This is a genomic window from Clostridium facile, assembly GCF_014297275.1.
GTDB lineage: Bacteria > Bacillota > Clostridia > Oscillospirales > Ruminococcaceae > Massilioclostridium > Massilioclostridium facile.
On sequence record NZ_JACOQK010000001.1, the window covers coordinates 301,065 to 320,136 of the forward strand.

Here is a 19,072-nt window from a genome sequence, read left to right on the forward strand (position 1 = left end):
ATTAAACTCCCTTATATTTTTTACGGGTAGCTATGCCTCCTCGAATGTGCCGTTCCTGTTTATTGATTTCTAGGATTTTTTTCACTTGCTTATATAGTTGTGGATTTACCTTTTTTAAATTTTCAGATACATCTTTATGTACGGTACTTTTACTGATTCCAAATACTTTTGCCGTTGTGCGTACTGTTGCCCGATGTTCGGCGATATATCTTCCTAGCAGGACGCATCTGTCATCTGTATTGATGTTCACATGGTTTCACCCTTTCCTGTCAGTTTGCATTTATTCATATTTATGTAAAAAGTTGTAATAGTATGCAAGGGAAGGGCTGCTTTTCAAAAAAGATAACAAAAAATATTAGCGTAATTTTGTGTAATATTTTTATGATTTTATTTGACAAATATTACATTAAATTATATAATAAGGATATAAGTTTGGGACGAATTGGTACAAAATAGTGAATGTAACCAGTATAATTGGCCGTTTTATCTAATTATGTAATGGCATATCAGGATAAAATAGGATAGTTGATTGAGAATGTCAATTTTACAACTATAAACCGTCTTGTATCATGAGTACTATTTTCTACATAACAAATTGATCGTTTTAATGAAAAGAGAGGGAATAAATTTAAGGAGGAAGTTCATTGGTCTTAACACAACGTTATCGTCAAATTTTAGATTATATCCAAGAGAAAAAGGCGGTTACTGTACAACAGCTTTGCGAACTGCTATATGCTAGCCCTGCTACCATACGTCGAGATTTATCGACCCTAGAAAAATGCCATTTAATCAGGAGAGTGCATGGGGGAGCTGTTTTATACGAAAGCGATAGCAACGAGCCAGCTGCTTCGATCCGGCAAAACAAAAATATATATGGAAAACGTAGAATTGGCGAGTTAGCTGCAACCTTAGTAAAGGATTGTAGTACTGTATTTTTAGATTGTAGCAGTACCGTTTATTATGCTGCATCCAGTTTGTTACATATTTGTGGATTAACTGTGATTACCAATGGTTTAAATTGTGCATTGTTGCTTTCCCAACAGACAAATTGGGATATCTTTTTTCCATCTGGAAAAATAGAAGTACAATCTGGGAGCACAACAGGAAGCGATACTATAGATGATATTTTTCGATTTTATGCCAATATTGCGTTTATTTCCTGTACTGGCCTTACGTTAGATGGTGTTACTGAGGCGACTGTAGGGCAGTCTAGATATAAAGATGCAATGTTAGACCGAGCGGAAATCAAAGTTTTACTGTGTGACCATACCAAATTTGGAAACCGGTTTTTTAGTAAGACATGTGATATTAAAAAACTGGATTATATTATTACTGACCAAAAACCTCCGCAGAATTATATGGAGCAGTTTGAACAGGATGGCTGCCAGTTGATTTATCCCGATCCAGCAGATGATCATTAAATGAAAAAACTGCCTAATGTGAAATTTCACATTAGGCAGTTTTTTATTTTTGTATAAGAAACCACCCGACTGTGTCGGGGGTTCCCAAAAGCTTTAGCGGTGAGTATGCAAAAAAAACTCCTTTTGGTAAAATATAAGTGCGGCCTGACAACTGCACAAAAAACCAAAAGGAGGACATTCGAGATGAATGACAATAAAAGTTTAGCACACACAACATGGAATTGCAAATATCACATAGTCTTTGCGCCAAAATACAGAAGGCAAATTTTCTATGGAGAGCACAGAGTAGAAGTGGGGAAAATATTAAGGGAATTGTGCGAATGGAAAGGGATAACGATAATAGAGGCGGAAGTGTGCCCAAATCATATACACATGCTGGTAGAAATACCACCAAAAGAAAGTGTATCAGGATTCATGGGATATTTGAAAGGAAAAAACCGAAGCTTTTGGTGCAGGGGATACTATGTAGATACAGTAGGGAAGAATAATAAAAAGATAACAGAGTATATACAAAATCAGCTGAAAGAAGACCAATTACATGACCAACTAACATTGAAAGAATACATGGACCCGTTTACGGGTAGCAAGTAACAATCCATTCGCAGGTGTCAGGACGTAAAAAGCGCCTGGGGGCGCTGCTAGTAACAGAGCCTTACAGGCGCATCTGTAAAACCCCCGGCTATGCCGGGGGATATTTATTGTATAAGAAAACCCTGTTCCATAGGAATCGTTTTTATTCCTGTGAAACAGGGTACTTTTGATTATCTTACTCCATAAGTGTACATAAATAAAAGAATTCTGGTTTTTTATCATGTCGTTTTGCTATGTAGATAGAAAATAAGACCTATTTAAAATATGCGAAATAAGCTAAATAGGTGAACCACTAAATTTGTGAAATATATTATCAACAAAACAACAAAATTTGGACAAACCAACCCTCCTACCATCCATTTACTTTCTATGATATGATAAGAAGGAAGGAGGAGAGTAAAAGGTGATACAGGATATTAACGATTACTTACAGGCAGCACAAAAACAAATCCAGGAATATCAGAAGATAATGGCGGACAGAGGAATTGACAATCGCAAAAGAGCAGAAGAACAAAACAAAAAATATGGTTACAGCACCATACCAGATGAAGAATGGTTTGTGTTTGGAAGTCCAATTTTTATTATGATGCATGGATGTCCATGGGAAGAAAAGAAATACCATAAAGAAAACGAGTATCCACATAACCACGATTTTTTTGAGATGAGCTATGTTTATCGTGGGGCATTTCATAATACAATAGAAGGATATACCATTAAGCAGCCAGAAAATACTCTTGTTTTGCTTTCCCCCCAGGCAAAACACTGCTGTGATACTGTGAACCATCAAGATATTGTCTTTAATTTTTTAATTAAGAGGGAATTAATAGAAAATATTTTTTTGCAGATGTTTTCGGAATCTGAACCAGTCTGCCGGTTTTTTCTGGATTCCCTATATAATGTACGGCAGCAAAAGCCTTACCTCTTTTTTGAATGCGATAATGTTTTGATCTCCTTAATCCATAGTATGATTGAGGAATATTTTGGTCAGCAGGAGTTTTATCAAAGTATTATTAAATCCAAATTAACAGAATTATTCTCAAGACTTTCCAGAATGCATAAGCAGCAGAATAGAGAATTAGGTGAGACGGATTCTTACCATTTGATGGTGCAGATTGAAACATATTTGGAACAAAATTACAGTACAGCTACATTGTCTTCAATGGCGGAATTTTTTCATTATACCCCAAGCTATCTTTCCAAACTGATACAACAGCAATTCCAAAAAAATTTTCTACCTTGTTACAGGAAATCCGCTTACAATACGCCTGCCGGTATCTTGGCTATTCTTCATTGCCAATTGACCAGGTAGTTGAACTTGTAGGCTATACAGATGTTAGCCATTTTTACCGTGTATTTAAACAAAAATATGGAGTTTCTCCTAACCAATATCGAAAACAGAACAACACCTTAAAAAAAGCCAAAAATAACATAAAAAATCCACTAAAATAAATTGGTTGTTTTTGCTAAAATAAATTATAGCAACAAAAAATAATTGCTACTATATTCTAAATTTAGGAGGAAAAAAAGAATGAAACGCATACGTAAAATGTTGGCGGCTTTGTTGTCTGTTGCTATGGTAGCTACTTGTATTTCTACTACGATACCAGTATCGGCACAACAGTCCAATTTTGCCACTACATTTGCCAATCCATTAGAAGAAAATTCGATGTTAAAGGTAAGGTATTGGATTCCATCCGGTTATCCAGCGTCCTCTCCTGAACTATTGCAGGAGATTGACCGTGAAATGAAGGAACTGTCCGATGCGGGGTATAGTACAGTAGAAGTAGCGAATGTGTATGAACACTTAACCGATAGCGAATACGAGACTTTAGAACAAGGAGATGGAACTGAAAGTTACCTGTTTGGGAGCTCTTATTGGAAAGAAACCCTGCGCCAGGTATTGAAATCTGCGAAAAAATATGGAATGACAGTAGATGTTACCATGGGACCCCATTGGCCTGCCGCTTCGGATGAAGTTGGCTTAGAAAGCGACGCTGTGATGAAAGAAGCTGTTTACTCAGTAACTGAATTAAAAGCGGGGCAGGAATACACGGATTTGCAGAGGGATTATGTAGAAATCACACAGAGTGACGCTTCTGTTAATTTGTTGGGTGTATATGCCGCAAAATTTGAGAGTACCAAGGAATGCAGTAAAACATCTGGTTATGGCGATAATATTACCACAACCACATGGACGCAATATGCGGTTGATGACAGCACCTTAACCCGTTTGGAACCAGATGAAAATGGAAAATATCATTTTACCGCTCCAGATGATCAATACGTAGTGATGGAAGTCTATGAGCATTCCACCGGCGCAACGATTAAATACAGCACTTATAACAATCCGGATACAGGATATACTGGCTATTGTTTGGATATGTATAATACCGCTGGTGTGGAAGAATTTATCCGATATTTTGAGGAACATGTTATGGATGATGAAATTACCCAGTTGCTAAAAGAAGTAGGCGGGAATTTCTTTGAAGACAATTTTAGCTATAGTGCAAAAAATATTTGGACTTCCAGTTTAGTAGATACTTTCAACCAGAATTGTGGCTATGATATGATGGATGTTCTACCATATACACTAGGGATTCCATCCAATGGGCATTCTTCCGAACGGAATAGTACTGGGATTGATTTGGAATCCACTGCGCCATTTGTTATTGCCAATGATGCAGAATACAAATACAACCGTATCCGCGCGGATATGATCGATTCCTGGGCGAGCTGTTATTTAAACCAGCATATCGCAACCATCAAGGAATGGGCAGAACAAACCTTTGGCATGGGGTTCCGTACCCAGACTTATGGAGGCAGTATTGATACAGGCTTATGCGCTGCCAATGTTACTGTTCCAGAAGGGGAAACAATTGGATTTTCAGACCAGTTCGACGGATTTAGTATGTTGGCAGCCGGCAGGGATATGGGAGGAACCACCTCTATGCTGACTTCTGAATTTGGTGCAAGCTTTAGCGTAGGCGGAGCTTATGGATATGCTTGGGATGATATGATGAAAGCAGCGTACAAAGATTATTCCGCTGGCGTCAACTCATTGGTATTCCATGGTTATAGTTATATGTATTCTCCAGAGTCCCAATGGCCAGGTTTTAATGCTTTTGGAAATTCCTGTTCTGGTACTTGGAGTTCCCGTGATCCACAATGGACTCAGATTGATGAATTATCTGGAAATCTTCGTCGTACCCAATATGCGTTGCAGCAGGGAGTTCAAAAAACTGATGTAGCTGTATATGAAAGCTTAGGAAATGCTCAGGGCGGTGGACCTTTCTATGACGGTAGTTCTATTACAGCGCAAGGATATTCTTATCAACTATTTACTCCAGGATTGTTAACAATGGATTCTGCCAAAGTTACAAATGGCGTTTTAAATGAAAATGGACCAGCTTACAAGGCAATGGTCATTGATAATGAAACCGCTATCTCAGTAGATGCCATGAAAAAATTGGTGGAATTTGCAGATAATGGCCTTGCGTTAGTATTTGCGAACCAGCTGCCATGTATCTCTACTTCTTATACAGAGGATAATACAGAGATTACTGCATTGATGGACACTTTACTGGAAAAAGAAAATGTAATACATGTGGACTCCACTGAAAAGGTAGGGAACGCCTTGGCTCAATTGGGGGTTGTTCCATCCGCAGACAAAGCGGAACAGGATACCTCTATTTTGCCAATCCATCGTTCTATGGAAGATGGGGAAATTTATTTCTTCTATAATACATCAGAAGAAGAACGGTCTGTAACCGTAACGATGCAAGGAGATGGAGCACCATTTGTCCTAGATACTTGGACAGGGGAAATTCTTCCACTTGCAAACTATACCACGGATGGTTCTACTGTTACAACTACAATTACATTAGCGGGCAATGATGCCATTCTGTTTGGGATTGGTTCTGCTTTTGGAACAGGATATGATGTCCATGCTGTAGATAGCAATACCGCTGTTACTTACCAGGACGGTGTTTTAGTTGCCCATATTGAGCAAAATGGAAGTTATTCAGTACAAACAAATGATGGAAAATTGTATAGCGAAGAATGTACTGATGTTCCTGCATCCACTCCAATTCATGAATGGGATTTACAGGTAGAAAGTTGGACATCAGGAGATCCAAATGATGCGGCAGTAACTGCAAAAGATATCATCTACCATGATCAGACAGAGGCAGTAGCTTGGAGTGAGATTCCAGAAGTAGGCAAAGATGTTTCCGGTATTGGGACCTATACTACAACCTTTACCATGAAGAATGTGGAGCGATATGGAGCAACCCTTTCCTTTGAAGCAATTGGGGAAACCTTTCAAGTATATTTAAATGGAGAGAAATTGCCTGCCGCAAACCAGGTAACCAAAGAAATTGATTTGGGTGGTTATTTAAAAGAAGGGGAAAATACTTTGACTGTAGTGGTAGCTTCTTCTTTACAGAACGCTGTTGGAACAAATGGCGATCCAAAAGAATATGGGATTATTGGTACAACTACAATTTCCCCGTATAAAGTAGTGGCAATTCAACCGGCAATTAGTCCAAATCCAGTTGATCCAACCAATCCGGTTAATCCTTCTATTCCACAAACAGGCGATACCAATGTATTGTTTGGTGTTGTATTTGCAGGGATTGCTGGAACAACTATTCTTACCGTTTTCAAAAAACGCAAATAAAAACATTTTCTAAATAAAAATAAGGCTCAATTTTGAGCCTTATTTTTGTTGTACTTATTTTGATAAATAAGTTAGATGGGATATCCAAAAATTATGATTACTTAAAACTTAAAAACCATGAAAATATCGCAAGAATACGTAGATTGGTATGTCATATTTGCTAGTATGAAAATAATTTTGAGTTGAACAATCGCCTTTGTGGCACTTAAATCACCGCAATTTCCGCTTTTATAGGTACGTATCGGAAAAAATTTTACGGTATTGGCTTGGGGTCTTACCCGCCAGTTTTTTAAATTCTTTTTCAAAGGAACTTCTTTGATGATATCCCAGCAGATGGGCAATTTGATCAATAGGGAGCTCGGAGTTTTTTAATAAATAGCGTGCTTTATCCATTTTATATTGATTCACATATTCTGAAAAAGTCATATTTGTGTAGTTGGAAATGCAGCGGGAAAGATATGCTGTGGAATAATGAAAATGCTCAGAGAGAGATTTTAATGTGACAGTTGAAAAATGGTCACTGATATAAGAAATAATCTCCACAATATTCGGTTTTACATCATTTTTAATTAAGTGGTGAGTTTCGTAATACAGCCTAGATAGTTCGATTAACAGCGATGAAAAAGAGAGCTTCATCGCGCTCTGACTATACCTTGATTTTTGGTAATACTCCCGTATGATATTAAAGATATAAAACTCAGCCATGTCGCCAGGATGGATATTGAACTTCATATAACGTGGCTGATCCTGGTTACTGTAAATAGAGTTCAAGAAAAACTCTAAAAATAGGTCGTTTTGCTGGATGATGTTTAGCATAGTGGCGATAAAGGTGGATTTACGGACAATGATATTAACTAGCAGGCTTCCATCATTGGGGACAACAATTGCATGGCGACATTGGGTATTAAAAATCCATGCGGAACCTTTTTCCAATACATATTCTTTTTCGTTAAAGTAGCAATAGCATGTTCCTTCATAAATATAAAAAAGCTCAAAAAATTCGTGACGATGGAAATAGGTCTGTTCAAACTTTTTTTGTTCTTCCAAGTCAGTTACAGGATAGCCTGTATAAGGAAAATCAGGGTACACCATAATGTCTTCTTCTGGTTGGAATACAAATTCTTCGGAATAAATATTTTTGTGTTCCAAATAAAGTTCGGGTGTTTTTTTTAGTTCTTCTTCTTGTTTTCTCCACCGCAGGATATGAGTAGGGTTTTGATTCATGGCAGCAATTAGCTGTTCTACTTCCTGTTTTAAGCAATCGTACATTTTTACATGGTTTCCTTTTCTTCTGTTTTAATAAATTGCTATGTTTTGTATTGATTAGAACATAAAAATAGAAAAAATACGACATATCTATTTGTTTATTACTATGATATACTAAAAAATATAAGATTTCAATAAGAAATTATGTAAAATTATACTTTATCTTTCATATCAAATTTAGTAAAAAATTCTATAGAAAATAAGGCTTTTTCTCCTGTTTTTCTATAGAACGATAAAGCATACTATTTGTATATAGTTTTTATGCTGATAAAGGGCGTATTTGGAGGGTAACAATAGGGGATTTAAGATCAATTAAAAAACCTAAGGTTATAAATATTTAAAAATGGAGGAGAGGAAATTGAACTCAAAATTTGTAAAAAAGTTGGCGGCATGCATTGTTGCATCCTGTTTAATGGCAACGGTTGCGGTACCAACTGTTGCAAACGCAGCAGGTGCCAACTACAGTGTTGCGCTAACCAGCATTGTGGATACTACCACCAACTACCGTGAAAATCCAATTGGGATTGATACGGATTCCCTGCGTTTTGGCTGGAGAATGGAATCCAACCTGATTGGTCAGCAACAGGCTGCATATGAAATCAACCTTTATAAAGCTAGTGATAGCTCCAAAGCAATTTGGACAACCGGTAAAGTAGACGATGGCGTTTCTACTGGGATTCTCTATAACGGAGAACCGTTAGATGCCGCTACAGGCTACAATTGGGTGGTAACTGTTTGGGACGAACAAGGTAAAACATATGTTTCTGACCCAGCTTATTTTGAAACAGGTGTTACCAATGAACAGGATTGGAATGCCGCAGAGTTTATCCAACTTCCAGTAAGTTCCGCAGCACCTATTTTTCGCACAGAGCAAACAGTGGATGGTACTGTAGACTCCGCCCGTTTGTATATTACTGCGATTGGTGTGTATGAAGCATACATCAATGGAGAACAAGTAGGGAAAATAAATAAAGATGGAACCACTACATACCACCATATGAACCCTGGTTATGGAAATGGGACTACCACGATTGGATATGAAACCTATGATGTTACCTCGTATTTAAACGATGATGCTCCATTCGCACTTTCTATTTTGGCTGGCACTGGTTGGAACGATGGAAAAGGCGATGGCGCTATGGGAAGCACTTCTGGACAGCCAGCAGTAAAAGCCATGATGGTAATCAATTATACCGATAAAGATGGCAACCAGCAACAGAAAAAAATTGTTACCAATACAGAGGATTGGAAAGGGACATTGGATGGCCCGATTACTGTAAACGGCGTTTTTTATGGGGAAGATTATGACGCTCGTAAAGAAGCAGCTTTAGGAGATTATAAAAATGTGGGTTACGATGATAGTAACTGGCTTTCTTCCGGTTCTAAAGAACAGACAGATAGCCATATTCTCACGAATACATTTGCTCCTGTAACTACCAAACACCTCCGCCTTTCAGTTTCAGAAACCGGCCCAGCAACCAGCAACGATAAAGAAAACCGTTTGCAGATTATGGAACTGGAAGCCCTGGATACTACAGGCAACAATGTTGTAAAAGGCAAGCTTGCAATAGTGAGCAGCAACCAGGAAGTAGGGGATCAATGGAATGTCGCCAATATGACAGATGGTGACGATGGAACTAAAACAGACTATGGTTATACTTCCGCTATCCTCGGAACAGAAGGATTGGAATCCTTCCATTCAGATCCACCTTTAACAGTGGATTTTACCTTTGATCAACCAACTGAATTGGCAAGTTTAAAACTGTATTGCCGTACTGGTATTGCCTCTGTTACCAACGGGGTTTGTCCAAACTACGCTAAGGTTTACTCCATCCAGGTTTCAGATGATGGGCAAAGTTGGAAAGATGTTGTAACAGATTACGATGCTGGCCGTGTAGAGAATTCTTTCTTGCAAACAACTGGCATTACTACAACAGAATATCCTGGGCAAATTGTTGCCAGCCGCGGTGATTCTGGACAAATTGTAGATGCGTTTGAGCATCAGCCAATTTCTGCTACCTTGTATACAGGAGAAGCAGCTGAGTCTCAATACGAAGGTGGGGAAATTGCAGTAGATAACTATTATGCATATCAACTTTCTGAGGATGAACTGTATCAGAATGGTTTTGTACAGGTGCCAGAAGGACAACCAATTTTTGAAAATGGCATTACCCTGAAAAAAGGTCAGACCATGATTGTGAATATTGGACAGAATATGACTGCGATTCCTGAAATCAGCTTCCAGTCTGTTCCAGGAGCAACTGTAAGCATGAAGTTTGCGGAAATGCTCAATGACGGCAGTTCTGTGGGAAATGGAGCTTTCCAGGCAAATGGTCCAAAAGGTTCCTTATATACCAAGAGTTTGCGTTCCGCACGCTCAGAAGCACATTATACCTTTGCCACCAATGCGATAGAAACTTATCAGACCAAGATGTCTTTCTTCGGTTACCAGTATGTCCAAATTACCGCAACGGAGGATGTAACCATTTATTCCATGCGTTCCAGAGCACTTTCTTCGGTTAGTGAACAAACTGGACATATTACAACTAATAACGAAGACGTTAACCGCCTATTCTTAAACGCTTTATATGGACAGTTGAGCAACTACTTCACCATCCCAACTGACTGCCCACAACGTGATGAAAGAAAAGGTTGGACAGGGGATGCTCAAGTATTTGCTCAAACTGGTATCTACAATTTTGATGCCGCATCTTTTATGATTGGTTATCAAGATATGCTTTCTGAACTCACAATGAAGCAAGGATATCCTGGTGCGGTTACCTCCCAATGGGAATGGTTTAACCATTGGGCTTCTGGATGGAGTGATATCCAGGTGATTTATCCATGGATACTGTATCAGCAAACAGGTGACCGTTCTATTTTAGAAACCAATTGGGAAGAAATGAACCACTATATGGATTGGTTGAAAAATAATGAAAGAGCTGCCTATCAGGCACCGGCTATCCAGAGAAATGGCTTTGGTGACTGGCTTGCATTCCAGGGAACAGGATATGAAGTAATCGCGGATTACTATTATGGTTATGTTACCCAGTTAATGGAACAAATGGCAGGTATTTTAGGAGATGCTGAAAAACAAAGCTATTATAGCGAACGTTTCGAAAATTTGAAACAAACCTTTTTAAATACTCATGTTTCTTTTAATGATGAGCCACAATTAGATCCTACTATTTTTGAACAACCAACTACAGATAATCCTGGTACTAGCAATATCATTACCAATACCTTTAATGAAACTACAGCTAAGTATGTACGGTTTACTGTTTCCAGAACAGGACCAGGTACTTCGGATGATAATGAATACCGCCTACAAATGATGGAACTCAATGTATCCAAAGATGGTGGAGAGAACTATGCTCTTGGTAAATCAGTAGAAGCTTCCAACACCTTTGATTGGGGTACTTCTTGGGGGAATGCTTATTTAACCGATGGCAACACAGAAACTGGTTATTCTTCTGTGAATAACGGTGGAAATACTCTCACTGGAAATCCAATTACAGTTACAGTTGATTTAGGTCAGGAACAAACCTTTAACCAGATTGGTATTACTTGCCGTAACTATGATAAATCCATGGAGACAGGTGTTTGTGTAAACTATCCAAAAGATTATACGATTGAAGTTTCTTCAAATGGTACCGATTGGACTACCATTGGACGTTTTGCAACCGATAACAAACCAGCAGATAAATTGGTGATTAAATCTGGAACTGGTAGCCCAGTAATGCAAAACAAAGGTGGAAAATATGAGGATAATTCCCAAACTGCATTGTTGTGGATGTTAAAATTGGGCTATTATACTGATGATGAAATGAAAAACGAAGCAATTCGTTTGCTGGTGAAGAACATTAAAAATGAAGATCCAGATCCAAGTAGCATCCGTGCCAAATATGGTGAAAATACGTTGTCGGTAGGGTTCTTAGGTTCTAATGTAATTACACCTGTTTTAACCGATATTGGATACTCTGATGTATCTTATGATTTGTTATTGAATGATTCTATGCCATCCTGGTTATTTGAAGTAAAAGCAGGAGCAACTACGATTTGGGAACGCTGGAACTCTTACGATCCTGAAAATGGATTTGGTGACCAAGAAATGAATTCATTTAACCATTTTTCTTACGGTTCTGTTGCGGAATGGATGTACCAATATATGGTGGGAATTGATTCCGATATTGAAAATCCAGGATTTAAACACATTATCCTGCAACCAACTTTGGATACTGGAGAAAAATACAATGATCAAAACAGAATTAATACTGTAAATGGGTCATACGATTCTTATTATGGTCTGATTGAATCTAACTGGACTTCTGACCAGAATCAACTGTCTACTTATCACGCAGTAATTCCAGCAAACACAACTTCTACGTTGTATTTACCAGTTTCTGCTGATAAGATGGAAGGCTTTACAGCAATTCCTGGTGTTACTTTTGTGGGAATGACAGAACATAATGGAATTGAAGTAGCACAGTTTGAATTAGTATCCGGTGGATATGATTTTGCTGTACAGAATGGAAAAGTAGTAGCTTCGATTGCGGATGGCTATGTAACAGAGGATGCTGAACCATCCGATACAGATAAAACAATCCTAGATGCAGTGATTACCTATGCGGAAAACGCAAAAGCAAGTGGAGAATATGACAATGCTATTGAAAGCGTACAGAAATCCTTTGATAAAGCGTTGAAAGAAGCAAAAACAATAGCAGCAGATCATAATGCAACTCAGGAAACAATTAACCAAGCATGGAAAACCCTCTTGAACGAAATTCACAAATTAGGCTTTGTAGCAGGGGATAAAACAACATTGGCATCCTTAATCGAAGCAGCAAACGGAATCAACACGGAACTTGACCGTTATGTAGAAACAGGCAAAGCAGAATTTACAGTAGCATTAGAAGCGGCACAGGCAGTATACCAAGATGGGGACGCTATGCAGACAGAAGTAAATGAAGCAGCGGACAACCTGTTAAAAGCAATGTTGAATCTGAGATACAAAGCAGATAAATCCATCCTGGAAGAAGTACTTGCAGAAGCCAATAAGATAGATGCGAACGCATACACAGAAGAAAGCTATGCAGTATTACAAACAGCAATAGCGGAAGCGAATGAAGTAATGGCAAATGAAAACGCAAGCCAAGAAGAAGTAAATACAGCAGTAGCAAATGTACAGGCTGCCATGGATGGCTTAGTAGCAGTAGAAGGTGGAACAACAGAAACACCATCTACAAAACCAACAGAAGAAGGAGTACAGACAGGACAGGAAACGACGACAACCAAAGCGAATGCAGCAAAAACAGGAGACTTTGCCCCAATTGCAGGTATTGCAACAATAGCAATCGCTGGTATGACATTGATCCTTTCCAGAAAGAAAAAATAGTTTTATCTTCTCTTTCTCTTTTTAAATAAAAATAAGGGAATCCAATATGGATTCCCTTATTTTTTGCTACTATCTTATCCGTATGATTGGTGGTTTTTCCGATACTGTGCTGGCGTACAATGGAAATATTCTTTAAACGCCCGCTCAAAAGTACTTCTTTGGGAATATCCAACTAATTCTGGCAGATCATTCAGTGAAATATCCGTTTTGGAAAGATACTGACATGCATGGACGAGACGATAATTTTGCAAGGTTTCCCGAAATGTTCTACCCGTTTCCTTTAAAATAAAGTCGCTGATTGAACGTGAAGAATAGTGAAAATGTTCTGCCAGTTTTTCTAATGTAATTGTTTGATAGTGGACATTAATATAAGTAAGCAGAATAGAAATATCAATATTGTTTCGGCGCATTATGGTACGAGATAATTTATGTGTATAACTTCTTGCCAGGTCAGATAATAGGCAACTAAAATAAGATGCCAATATATCCTGGCTAAAACTATCATTCTTTTTGTATTCATACAACATTTGTATAACAATCATTGGGGCAATGGTAGTCTGTTCTTTTTTAAAAACAACGTGTTTCTGGTTACTATTTGGGTTATACAAGGCATCCATGAAGAACCCAGTAATTAAATCATTATTATCCACCATACTCAAAAAGGTTTGTTCAAATAATTTTTTCCGGATTAAAATATTGATGACTACATCTCCATCATCCGGTGTTCTCATACTGTGGATGGCCTTTGGAGAATAAAGACCAATATCTCCTTGGTGGAATTCCACTGGTACTTCATCAATTGTACTAATGCATTTTCCAGAATAAACATAAAATAGCTCAAAAAATTCATGTTGATGAACCATGTTCTGCCGTCCCGCCAAATTATATTTTAAATCCCTATTGGTTATTTGATCTATACTAATGTGGATTAATTCATGTTTCAAAAAATATTGTTTTTCTGAAAAAATAAAATAGGGGACTTTATTTTTTTGCAAAAAATTTTCCATAATAGTGCCATAATCGATTTTAGAAAAATCAAATTTGACTGGTGGTCCATATTCATTTTTGTTTTGTGCAATATATTCTCTTACCTCTTTAAATATTTGTTCCATTTTTTATCCTCAAATTTCCGAAAATGATATAAATGTTTTCTGGTTAAGAAATATCTTTCTGATTGTAATTATTGTATAATACAAACAAAGACATGTCAACAGAAATCGTTTATAAACTACAAGCAATCCTGATCAGGTAATTTTTTATGAATGTGAGGGAAAATAAATGAAGAATATGGTTAAAAAAGGGGTTGCTATCTGCTTAGCTGCTCTAATGGTAGGCTCTACTACTTCTGTATTTGCAGTAGATTCTTCCAATTCAACAACAGAAAATTCCTTTTTACAAGAATTTAAGGACCCATCCGGCGAAAATCGTCCAAAGACGAGATGGTGGGTTCCAGGTTCCCATATGACAAAATCAGAAATTGAAACAGAAATCAAATCCATGTCTGAAGCTGGATTTGGCGGTGCAGAAATTGTACCAGTTTCTACTGGTGGAGAAGGTGGTGATTCCATTGATTGGGGCACAGACCAATGGAATGAAATGATTAAACATATGCTCCAAGTAGCTGGAAAATATGATTTTACTATTGATTTTACTATGACCCCGGCATGGCCTTTGGCTCTACCTACTATCAAAGATTTAGACGACCCAAACTCAGGGGCGCAAATGGAAGTGGACGCTAATCATGTGGATGGTATCACCAAAGAGAATCCATACAGCGGAAAAGTCCCTGTAGCTACAGAACTAGATGCTGGAACCCCTGTTCTATTGGCTGTTACCGTAGCAAAATATGTGGATAAGGAAAATCATATTTTAGATTACGATTCCGCTCAAACATTAAATATGGAAACCCAGGTTGTTCAAAACAGTGATGATCCAACCGACTATACAGTAAACTTTACTCCAGAAGATGATGGGGAATATGTATTATTTGGCTGGTGGCAACATCCTTCTGGAGAACAGAAATATGGGAACTATCAAGTAGACCATTTTGGAAAAGCAGGTTCCCAGGCAATTATTGATTACTGGGAAAATAATCTGTTACCATACTACGGAGAAGATTTTAAAAATGCCTCTGCTTTGTTTATTGATTCCCTAGAATTTACTACTCATCTTGATTGGACCTTGGGTCTTTTAGACGATTTTAAAGCATATAAAAATTATGATATCACTGCCTATTTACCAGCAGTTTATGATACCGATTCACAGGGCAATTATAGTGGAGAACCAAAACCAGACTTCCAATTTAATAAAAATAGCGATGCCCTACAAAATGATTATAAAGATACATTAACCCAGTTGTATATTGAAAACCATCTAAAACCATTATCCGAATTCTGTGAAAAACATGGGGTAGATCTCCGTTACCAGACTTCTTATGGAAAGAGTTTGGAACTACCGCAAACAGCAATGTATGTGGATATTCCGGAAACTGAAACATTATATGGTAAAGATATTATCGACTTTTATCGTTTACAATCCGGTGCAGTACATATGACGGATAAAGAGATTTATTCGATCGAAGCTTCTCCAGAACAAAATATTTCTATTGACTTAGGAAGTTTTGTTTACAATATGTTCCGTGGAAATGGTGAAGAAGGGGCTGGCAACTACCAGCAAACCTGGGATGACCAGATGTGGCATGTTCAACGGGCATTTGCAGGTGGGGTCAACCAGATTGTATTCCACGGTCATTCCTATAACGGACAATACGATGGAGAAGGTAATGAAAATGGTTATGTAGCGGGAACTCAATGGCCTGGATTTGAAGGATTTGGTGCAAATTCTTGGTCGAATAGTTGGGGTGACCGTATTCCAAGCTGGAAACATGCACAAAGTTATACCAATTATATTGCTCGTAATCAATATATATTGCGCCAAGGCGAATCAAAAGTAGATTTAGCAATTTATGCACAAAGATATTTTGAAAAAATTGATTTTTCAGGAGCGGAAAAGGTATACAAGGACGACGAATTGTTAACTCAAAGTGGCTATACCTATGATTTTGTTAGCCCATCTGCCTTATCCCTGGAAAATGCTGTTGTTTCCAACGGACGTTTGGATGAATCAGGTCCTGCTTACAAAGCAATCATCTTAGACCAGCAGGAAACCTTAACTGTAGACGCTGCCAACCAGTTGTTCAACTACGCCAAACAGGGCTTCCCTATCATTATTGTTGGAGACGCCCCTTCTCAGGATGCTTTCTGTGAAAATGCCGATATTGCTGGTATTGTATCTAAAATCATGGCTTGTGACTCTGTCGTTCAAGTGTCCGACACTGCTTCTGTCCCACAGGCATTGGAACAGTTAGGCGTTACACCGGATGTTTCTTACAGCCAACAGGATTATGTAATCAATGTCCATCGTCAAACAGATTCTACTGATTTTTATTACCTTTATAATTATGGCAATGCGAATAACTATCCAGCCGCGAAAGAGATTCAGCCTGTTACAACTGAAGTAACCTTACAAGGTTCTGGAATACCATATTTCCTCAATACCTGGACTGGTGAAGTTACCCCTGTAAGCCAATATACCCGCAATGGTAATAGTGTTACCATCCCTGTTACGATCGCTGGAAACGATTCCATTATGGTTGCATTGACCAATGAAGATTGGGGTCAGGAACATTCTACCTATGTAACCAAATCAAACCTGGATACAGAATTTGACGGACAAACTATATTGGCAAAATCATATGAAGCTGGTACAGAAACAGTTACCTTAAGTAATAACAAGAAGGTTTTAGTCGAGACAGAACAAGTTGCTGCCCCAATGGAACTTTCCAGCTGGAACCTGTCTGTAGAAAGCTGGAGTAAAGGGGATACCCCAACAGATACCAAGAAAACAACAATTGATGTTGGTACGGTAGACGGATTAAAACCATGGACAGAAATCTCTGGTTTAGAAAATGTATCTGGAATCGGAACCTATACAACCAGCTTTAACCTGGAACAAGGCTGGGAAGAAGGCATAGGAGCTATCATCAGTTTAGGGGATGTAGTGGATTCCTATCAAATTTATGTAAATGGAACACAGGTACCAGTAAGTCAGATTGACACTACTATTGATATTGGAAAATATCTAAAATCCGGAGAGAACACCATTACAGTAGAAGTTGCTTCCACTTTATTGAATGCAGTTTTAGTAGCAAATCCAACTGATACCAGAAAACCAGATGAATATGGAATGATGGGACCAGTTGTATTAACGCCATACCAAGTAACAGAAATTGAATTAGTGGACAAAGGGATTTTAAATTCTGTCATTGCTTATGCAGAAAATGCAAAGGCAAGTGGAGAATATGACAATGCTATTGAAAGCGTACAGAAATCCTTTGATAAAGCGTTGAAAGAAGCAAAAACAATAGCAGCAGATCATAATGCAACTCAGGAAACAATTAACCAAGCATGGAAAACCCTCTTGAACGAAATTCACAAATTAGGCTTTGTAGCAGGGGATAAAACAACATTGGCATCCTTAATCGAAGCAGCAAACGGAATCAACACGGAACTTGACCGTTATGTAGAAACAGGCAAAGCAGAATTTACAGTAGCATTAGAAGCGGCACAGGCAGTATACCAAGATGGGGACGCTATGCAGACAGAAGTAAATGAAGCAGCGGACAACCTGTTAAAAGCAATGTTGAATCTGAGATACAAAGCAGATAAATCCATCCTGGAAGAAGTACTTGCAGAAGCCAATAAGATAGATGCGAACGCATACACAGAAGAAAGCTATGCAGTATTACAAACAGCAATAGCGGAAGCGAATGAAGTAATGGCAAATGAAAACGCAAGCCAAGAAGAAGTAAATACAGCAGTAGCAAATGTACAGGCTGCCATGGATGGCTTAGTAGCAGTAGAAGGTGGAACAACAGAAACACCATCTACAAAACCAACAGAAGAAGGAGTACAGACAGGACAGGAAACGACGACAACCAAAGCGAATGCAGCAAAAACAGGAGACTTTGCCCCAATTGCAGGTATTGCAACAATAGCAATCGCTGGTATGACATTGATCCTTTCCAGAAAGAAAAAATAGTTTTATCTTCTCTTTCTCTTTTTAAATAAAAATAAGGGAATCCAATATGGATTCCCTTATTTATTATATTAAAGTTTTAGCAAGTCAAGCTGAGATCTCTAAAAACCACCTGCTAAGCGAGTGAGGTTCAATCTTAATTAAAGAAACATTATTTTATTTAGTTTGTTTATTGTCTGATTTGGCACGTAGCTATACCAACCGGTTATCCCACGTGCCAATGCACCGGAATAACTTACCGATTACTTCCTTGCTTTCCTATATTAATGTCCACTATCAAACAATTACATTAGAAAAACTGGCAGAACATTTTCACTATTCTTCACGTTCAATCAGCGACTTTATTTTAAAGGAAACGGGTAGAACATTTCGGGAAACCTTGCAAAATTATCGTCTCGTCCATGCATGTCAGTATCTTTCCAAAACGGATATTTCACTGAATGATCTGCCAGAATTAGTTGGATATTCCCAAAGAAGTACTTTTGAGCGGGCGTTTAAAGAATATTTCCATTGTACGCCAGCACAGTATCGGAAAAACCACCAATCATACGGATAAGATAGTAGCAAAAAATAAGGGAATCCATATTGGATTCCCTTATTTTTATTTAAAAAGAGAAAGAGAAG

Annotated in this window: 11 protein-coding genes; 8 read left to right on the top strand and 3 right to left on the bottom strand. The window is 38.1% G+C overall.

Annotated elements, in window-relative coordinates:
• Position 1: 1 nt before the first annotated feature.
• Positions 2-250, bottom strand: coding sequence for a sporulation transcriptional regulator SpoIIID (spoIIID, locus tag H8Z77_RS01185; RefSeq protein ID WP_069988344.1), 249 nt, complete (start codon positions 248-250; stop codon positions 2-4).
• Between the two features lie 394 nt (positions 251-644).
• On the opposite strand from spoIIID, the gene H8Z77_RS01190 reads away from it, so the two are divergent.
• The 5 genes from H8Z77_RS01190 (at position 645) to H8Z77_RS01210 (ending at position 6,690) form a co-directional block, all read left to right on the top strand.
• A complete protein-coding gene (locus H8Z77_RS01190) occupies positions 645-1,421 on the top strand; it encodes a DeoR/GlpR family DNA-binding transcription regulator (protein ID WP_186995904.1) in 777 nt (258 codons plus the stop codon).
• Between the two features lie 183 nt (positions 1,422-1,604).
• Positions 1,605-2,012 carry an IS200/IS605 family transposase gene (tnpA, locus tag H8Z77_RS01195; RefSeq protein WP_186995905.1) on the top strand — a complete coding sequence of 136 codons (408 nt, stop codon included), beginning with the start codon at positions 1,605-1,607 and terminating at the stop codon, positions 2,010-2,012.
• 403 nt (positions 2,013-2,415) lie between these two features.
• Positions 2,416-3,321: a cupin domain-containing protein gene (locus tag H8Z77_RS01200; RefSeq protein ID WP_186995906.1), complete on the top strand. Its 906-nt coding sequence runs from the start codon at positions 2,416-2,418 to the stop codon at positions 3,319-3,321.
• Positions 3,249-3,461 carry a helix-turn-helix domain-containing protein gene (locus H8Z77_RS11665; protein ID WP_186995907.1) on the top strand — a complete coding sequence of 71 codons (213 nt, stop codon included), beginning with the start codon at positions 3,249-3,251 and terminating at the stop codon, positions 3,459-3,461. Before H8Z77_RS01200 ends, H8Z77_RS11665 begins: the two co-directional genes overlap by 73 nt.
• Positions 3,462-3,540: 79 nt before the next feature.
• On the top strand, positions 3,541-6,690 hold the full coding sequence (locus tag H8Z77_RS01210) for a glycosyl hydrolase (protein ID WP_186995908.1): 3,150 nt from the start codon (positions 3,541-3,543) through the stop codon (positions 6,688-6,690).
• 228 nt (positions 6,691-6,918) lie between these two features.
• On the opposite strand, the gene H8Z77_RS01215 is transcribed toward H8Z77_RS01210, so the two are convergent.
• Positions 6,919-7,959 carry an AraC family transcriptional regulator gene (locus H8Z77_RS01215; RefSeq protein WP_186995909.1) on the bottom strand — a complete coding sequence of 347 codons (1,041 nt, stop codon included), beginning with the start codon at positions 7,957-7,959 and terminating at the stop codon, positions 6,919-6,921.
• Positions 7,960-8,314: 355 nt separating this feature from the next.
• Here H8Z77_RS01215 and H8Z77_RS01220 point away from each other — a divergent pair, with 355 nt between their 5' ends.
• Positions 8,315-13,351, top strand: a complete 5,037-nt coding sequence (locus H8Z77_RS01220; RefSeq protein WP_186995910.1) for a family 78 glycoside hydrolase catalytic domain — start codon at positions 8,315-8,317, stop codon at positions 13,349-13,351.
• Between the two features lie 74 nt (positions 13,352-13,425).
• Here the strand turns inward: H8Z77_RS01220 and H8Z77_RS01225 are convergent, their stop codons facing one another.
• On the bottom strand, positions 13,426-14,214 hold the full coding sequence (locus H8Z77_RS01225) for an AraC family transcriptional regulator (protein WP_186995911.1): 789 nt from the start codon (positions 14,212-14,214) through the stop codon (positions 13,426-13,428).
• Positions 14,215-14,629: 415 nt separating this feature from the next.
• On the opposite strand from H8Z77_RS01225, the gene H8Z77_RS01230 reads away from it, so the two are divergent.
• Both H8Z77_RS01230 and H8Z77_RS01235 read left to right on the top strand, forming a co-directional pair.
• Positions 14,630-18,451: a glycosyl hydrolase gene (locus tag H8Z77_RS01230; RefSeq protein WP_286165361.1), complete on the top strand. Its 3,822-nt coding sequence runs from the start codon at positions 14,630-14,632 to the stop codon at positions 18,449-18,451.
• Positions 18,452-18,620: 169 nt separating this feature from the next.
• On the top strand, positions 18,621-19,004 hold the full coding sequence (locus tag H8Z77_RS01235) for a helix-turn-helix transcriptional regulator (RefSeq protein WP_186995912.1): 384 nt from the start codon (positions 18,621-18,623) through the stop codon (positions 19,002-19,004).
• Positions 19,005-19,072 lie beyond the last annotated feature (68 nt).

Excerpts from the sequence above, each read along its gene's own strand:
- tnpA (WP_186995905.1), top strand. The coding sequence starts at position 1,605 with ATGAATGACAATAAAAGTTTAGCACACACAACATGGAATTGCAAATAT.
- H8Z77_RS01210 (WP_186995908.1), top strand. The coding sequence starts at position 3,541 with ATGAAACGCATACGTAAAATGTTGGCGGCTTTGTTGTCTGTTGCTATG.
- H8Z77_RS01215 (WP_186995909.1), bottom strand. The coding sequence starts at position 7,959 with ATGTACGATTGCTTAAAACAGGAAGTAGAACAGCTAATTGCTGCCATG.
- H8Z77_RS01225 (WP_186995911.1), bottom strand. The coding sequence starts at position 14,214 with ATGGTTCATCAACATGAATTTTTTGAGCTATTTTATGTTTATTCTGGA.
- H8Z77_RS01230 (WP_286165361.1), top strand. The coding sequence starts at position 14,630 with ATGAAGAATATGGTTAAAAAAGGGGTTGCTATCTGCTTAGCTGCTCTA.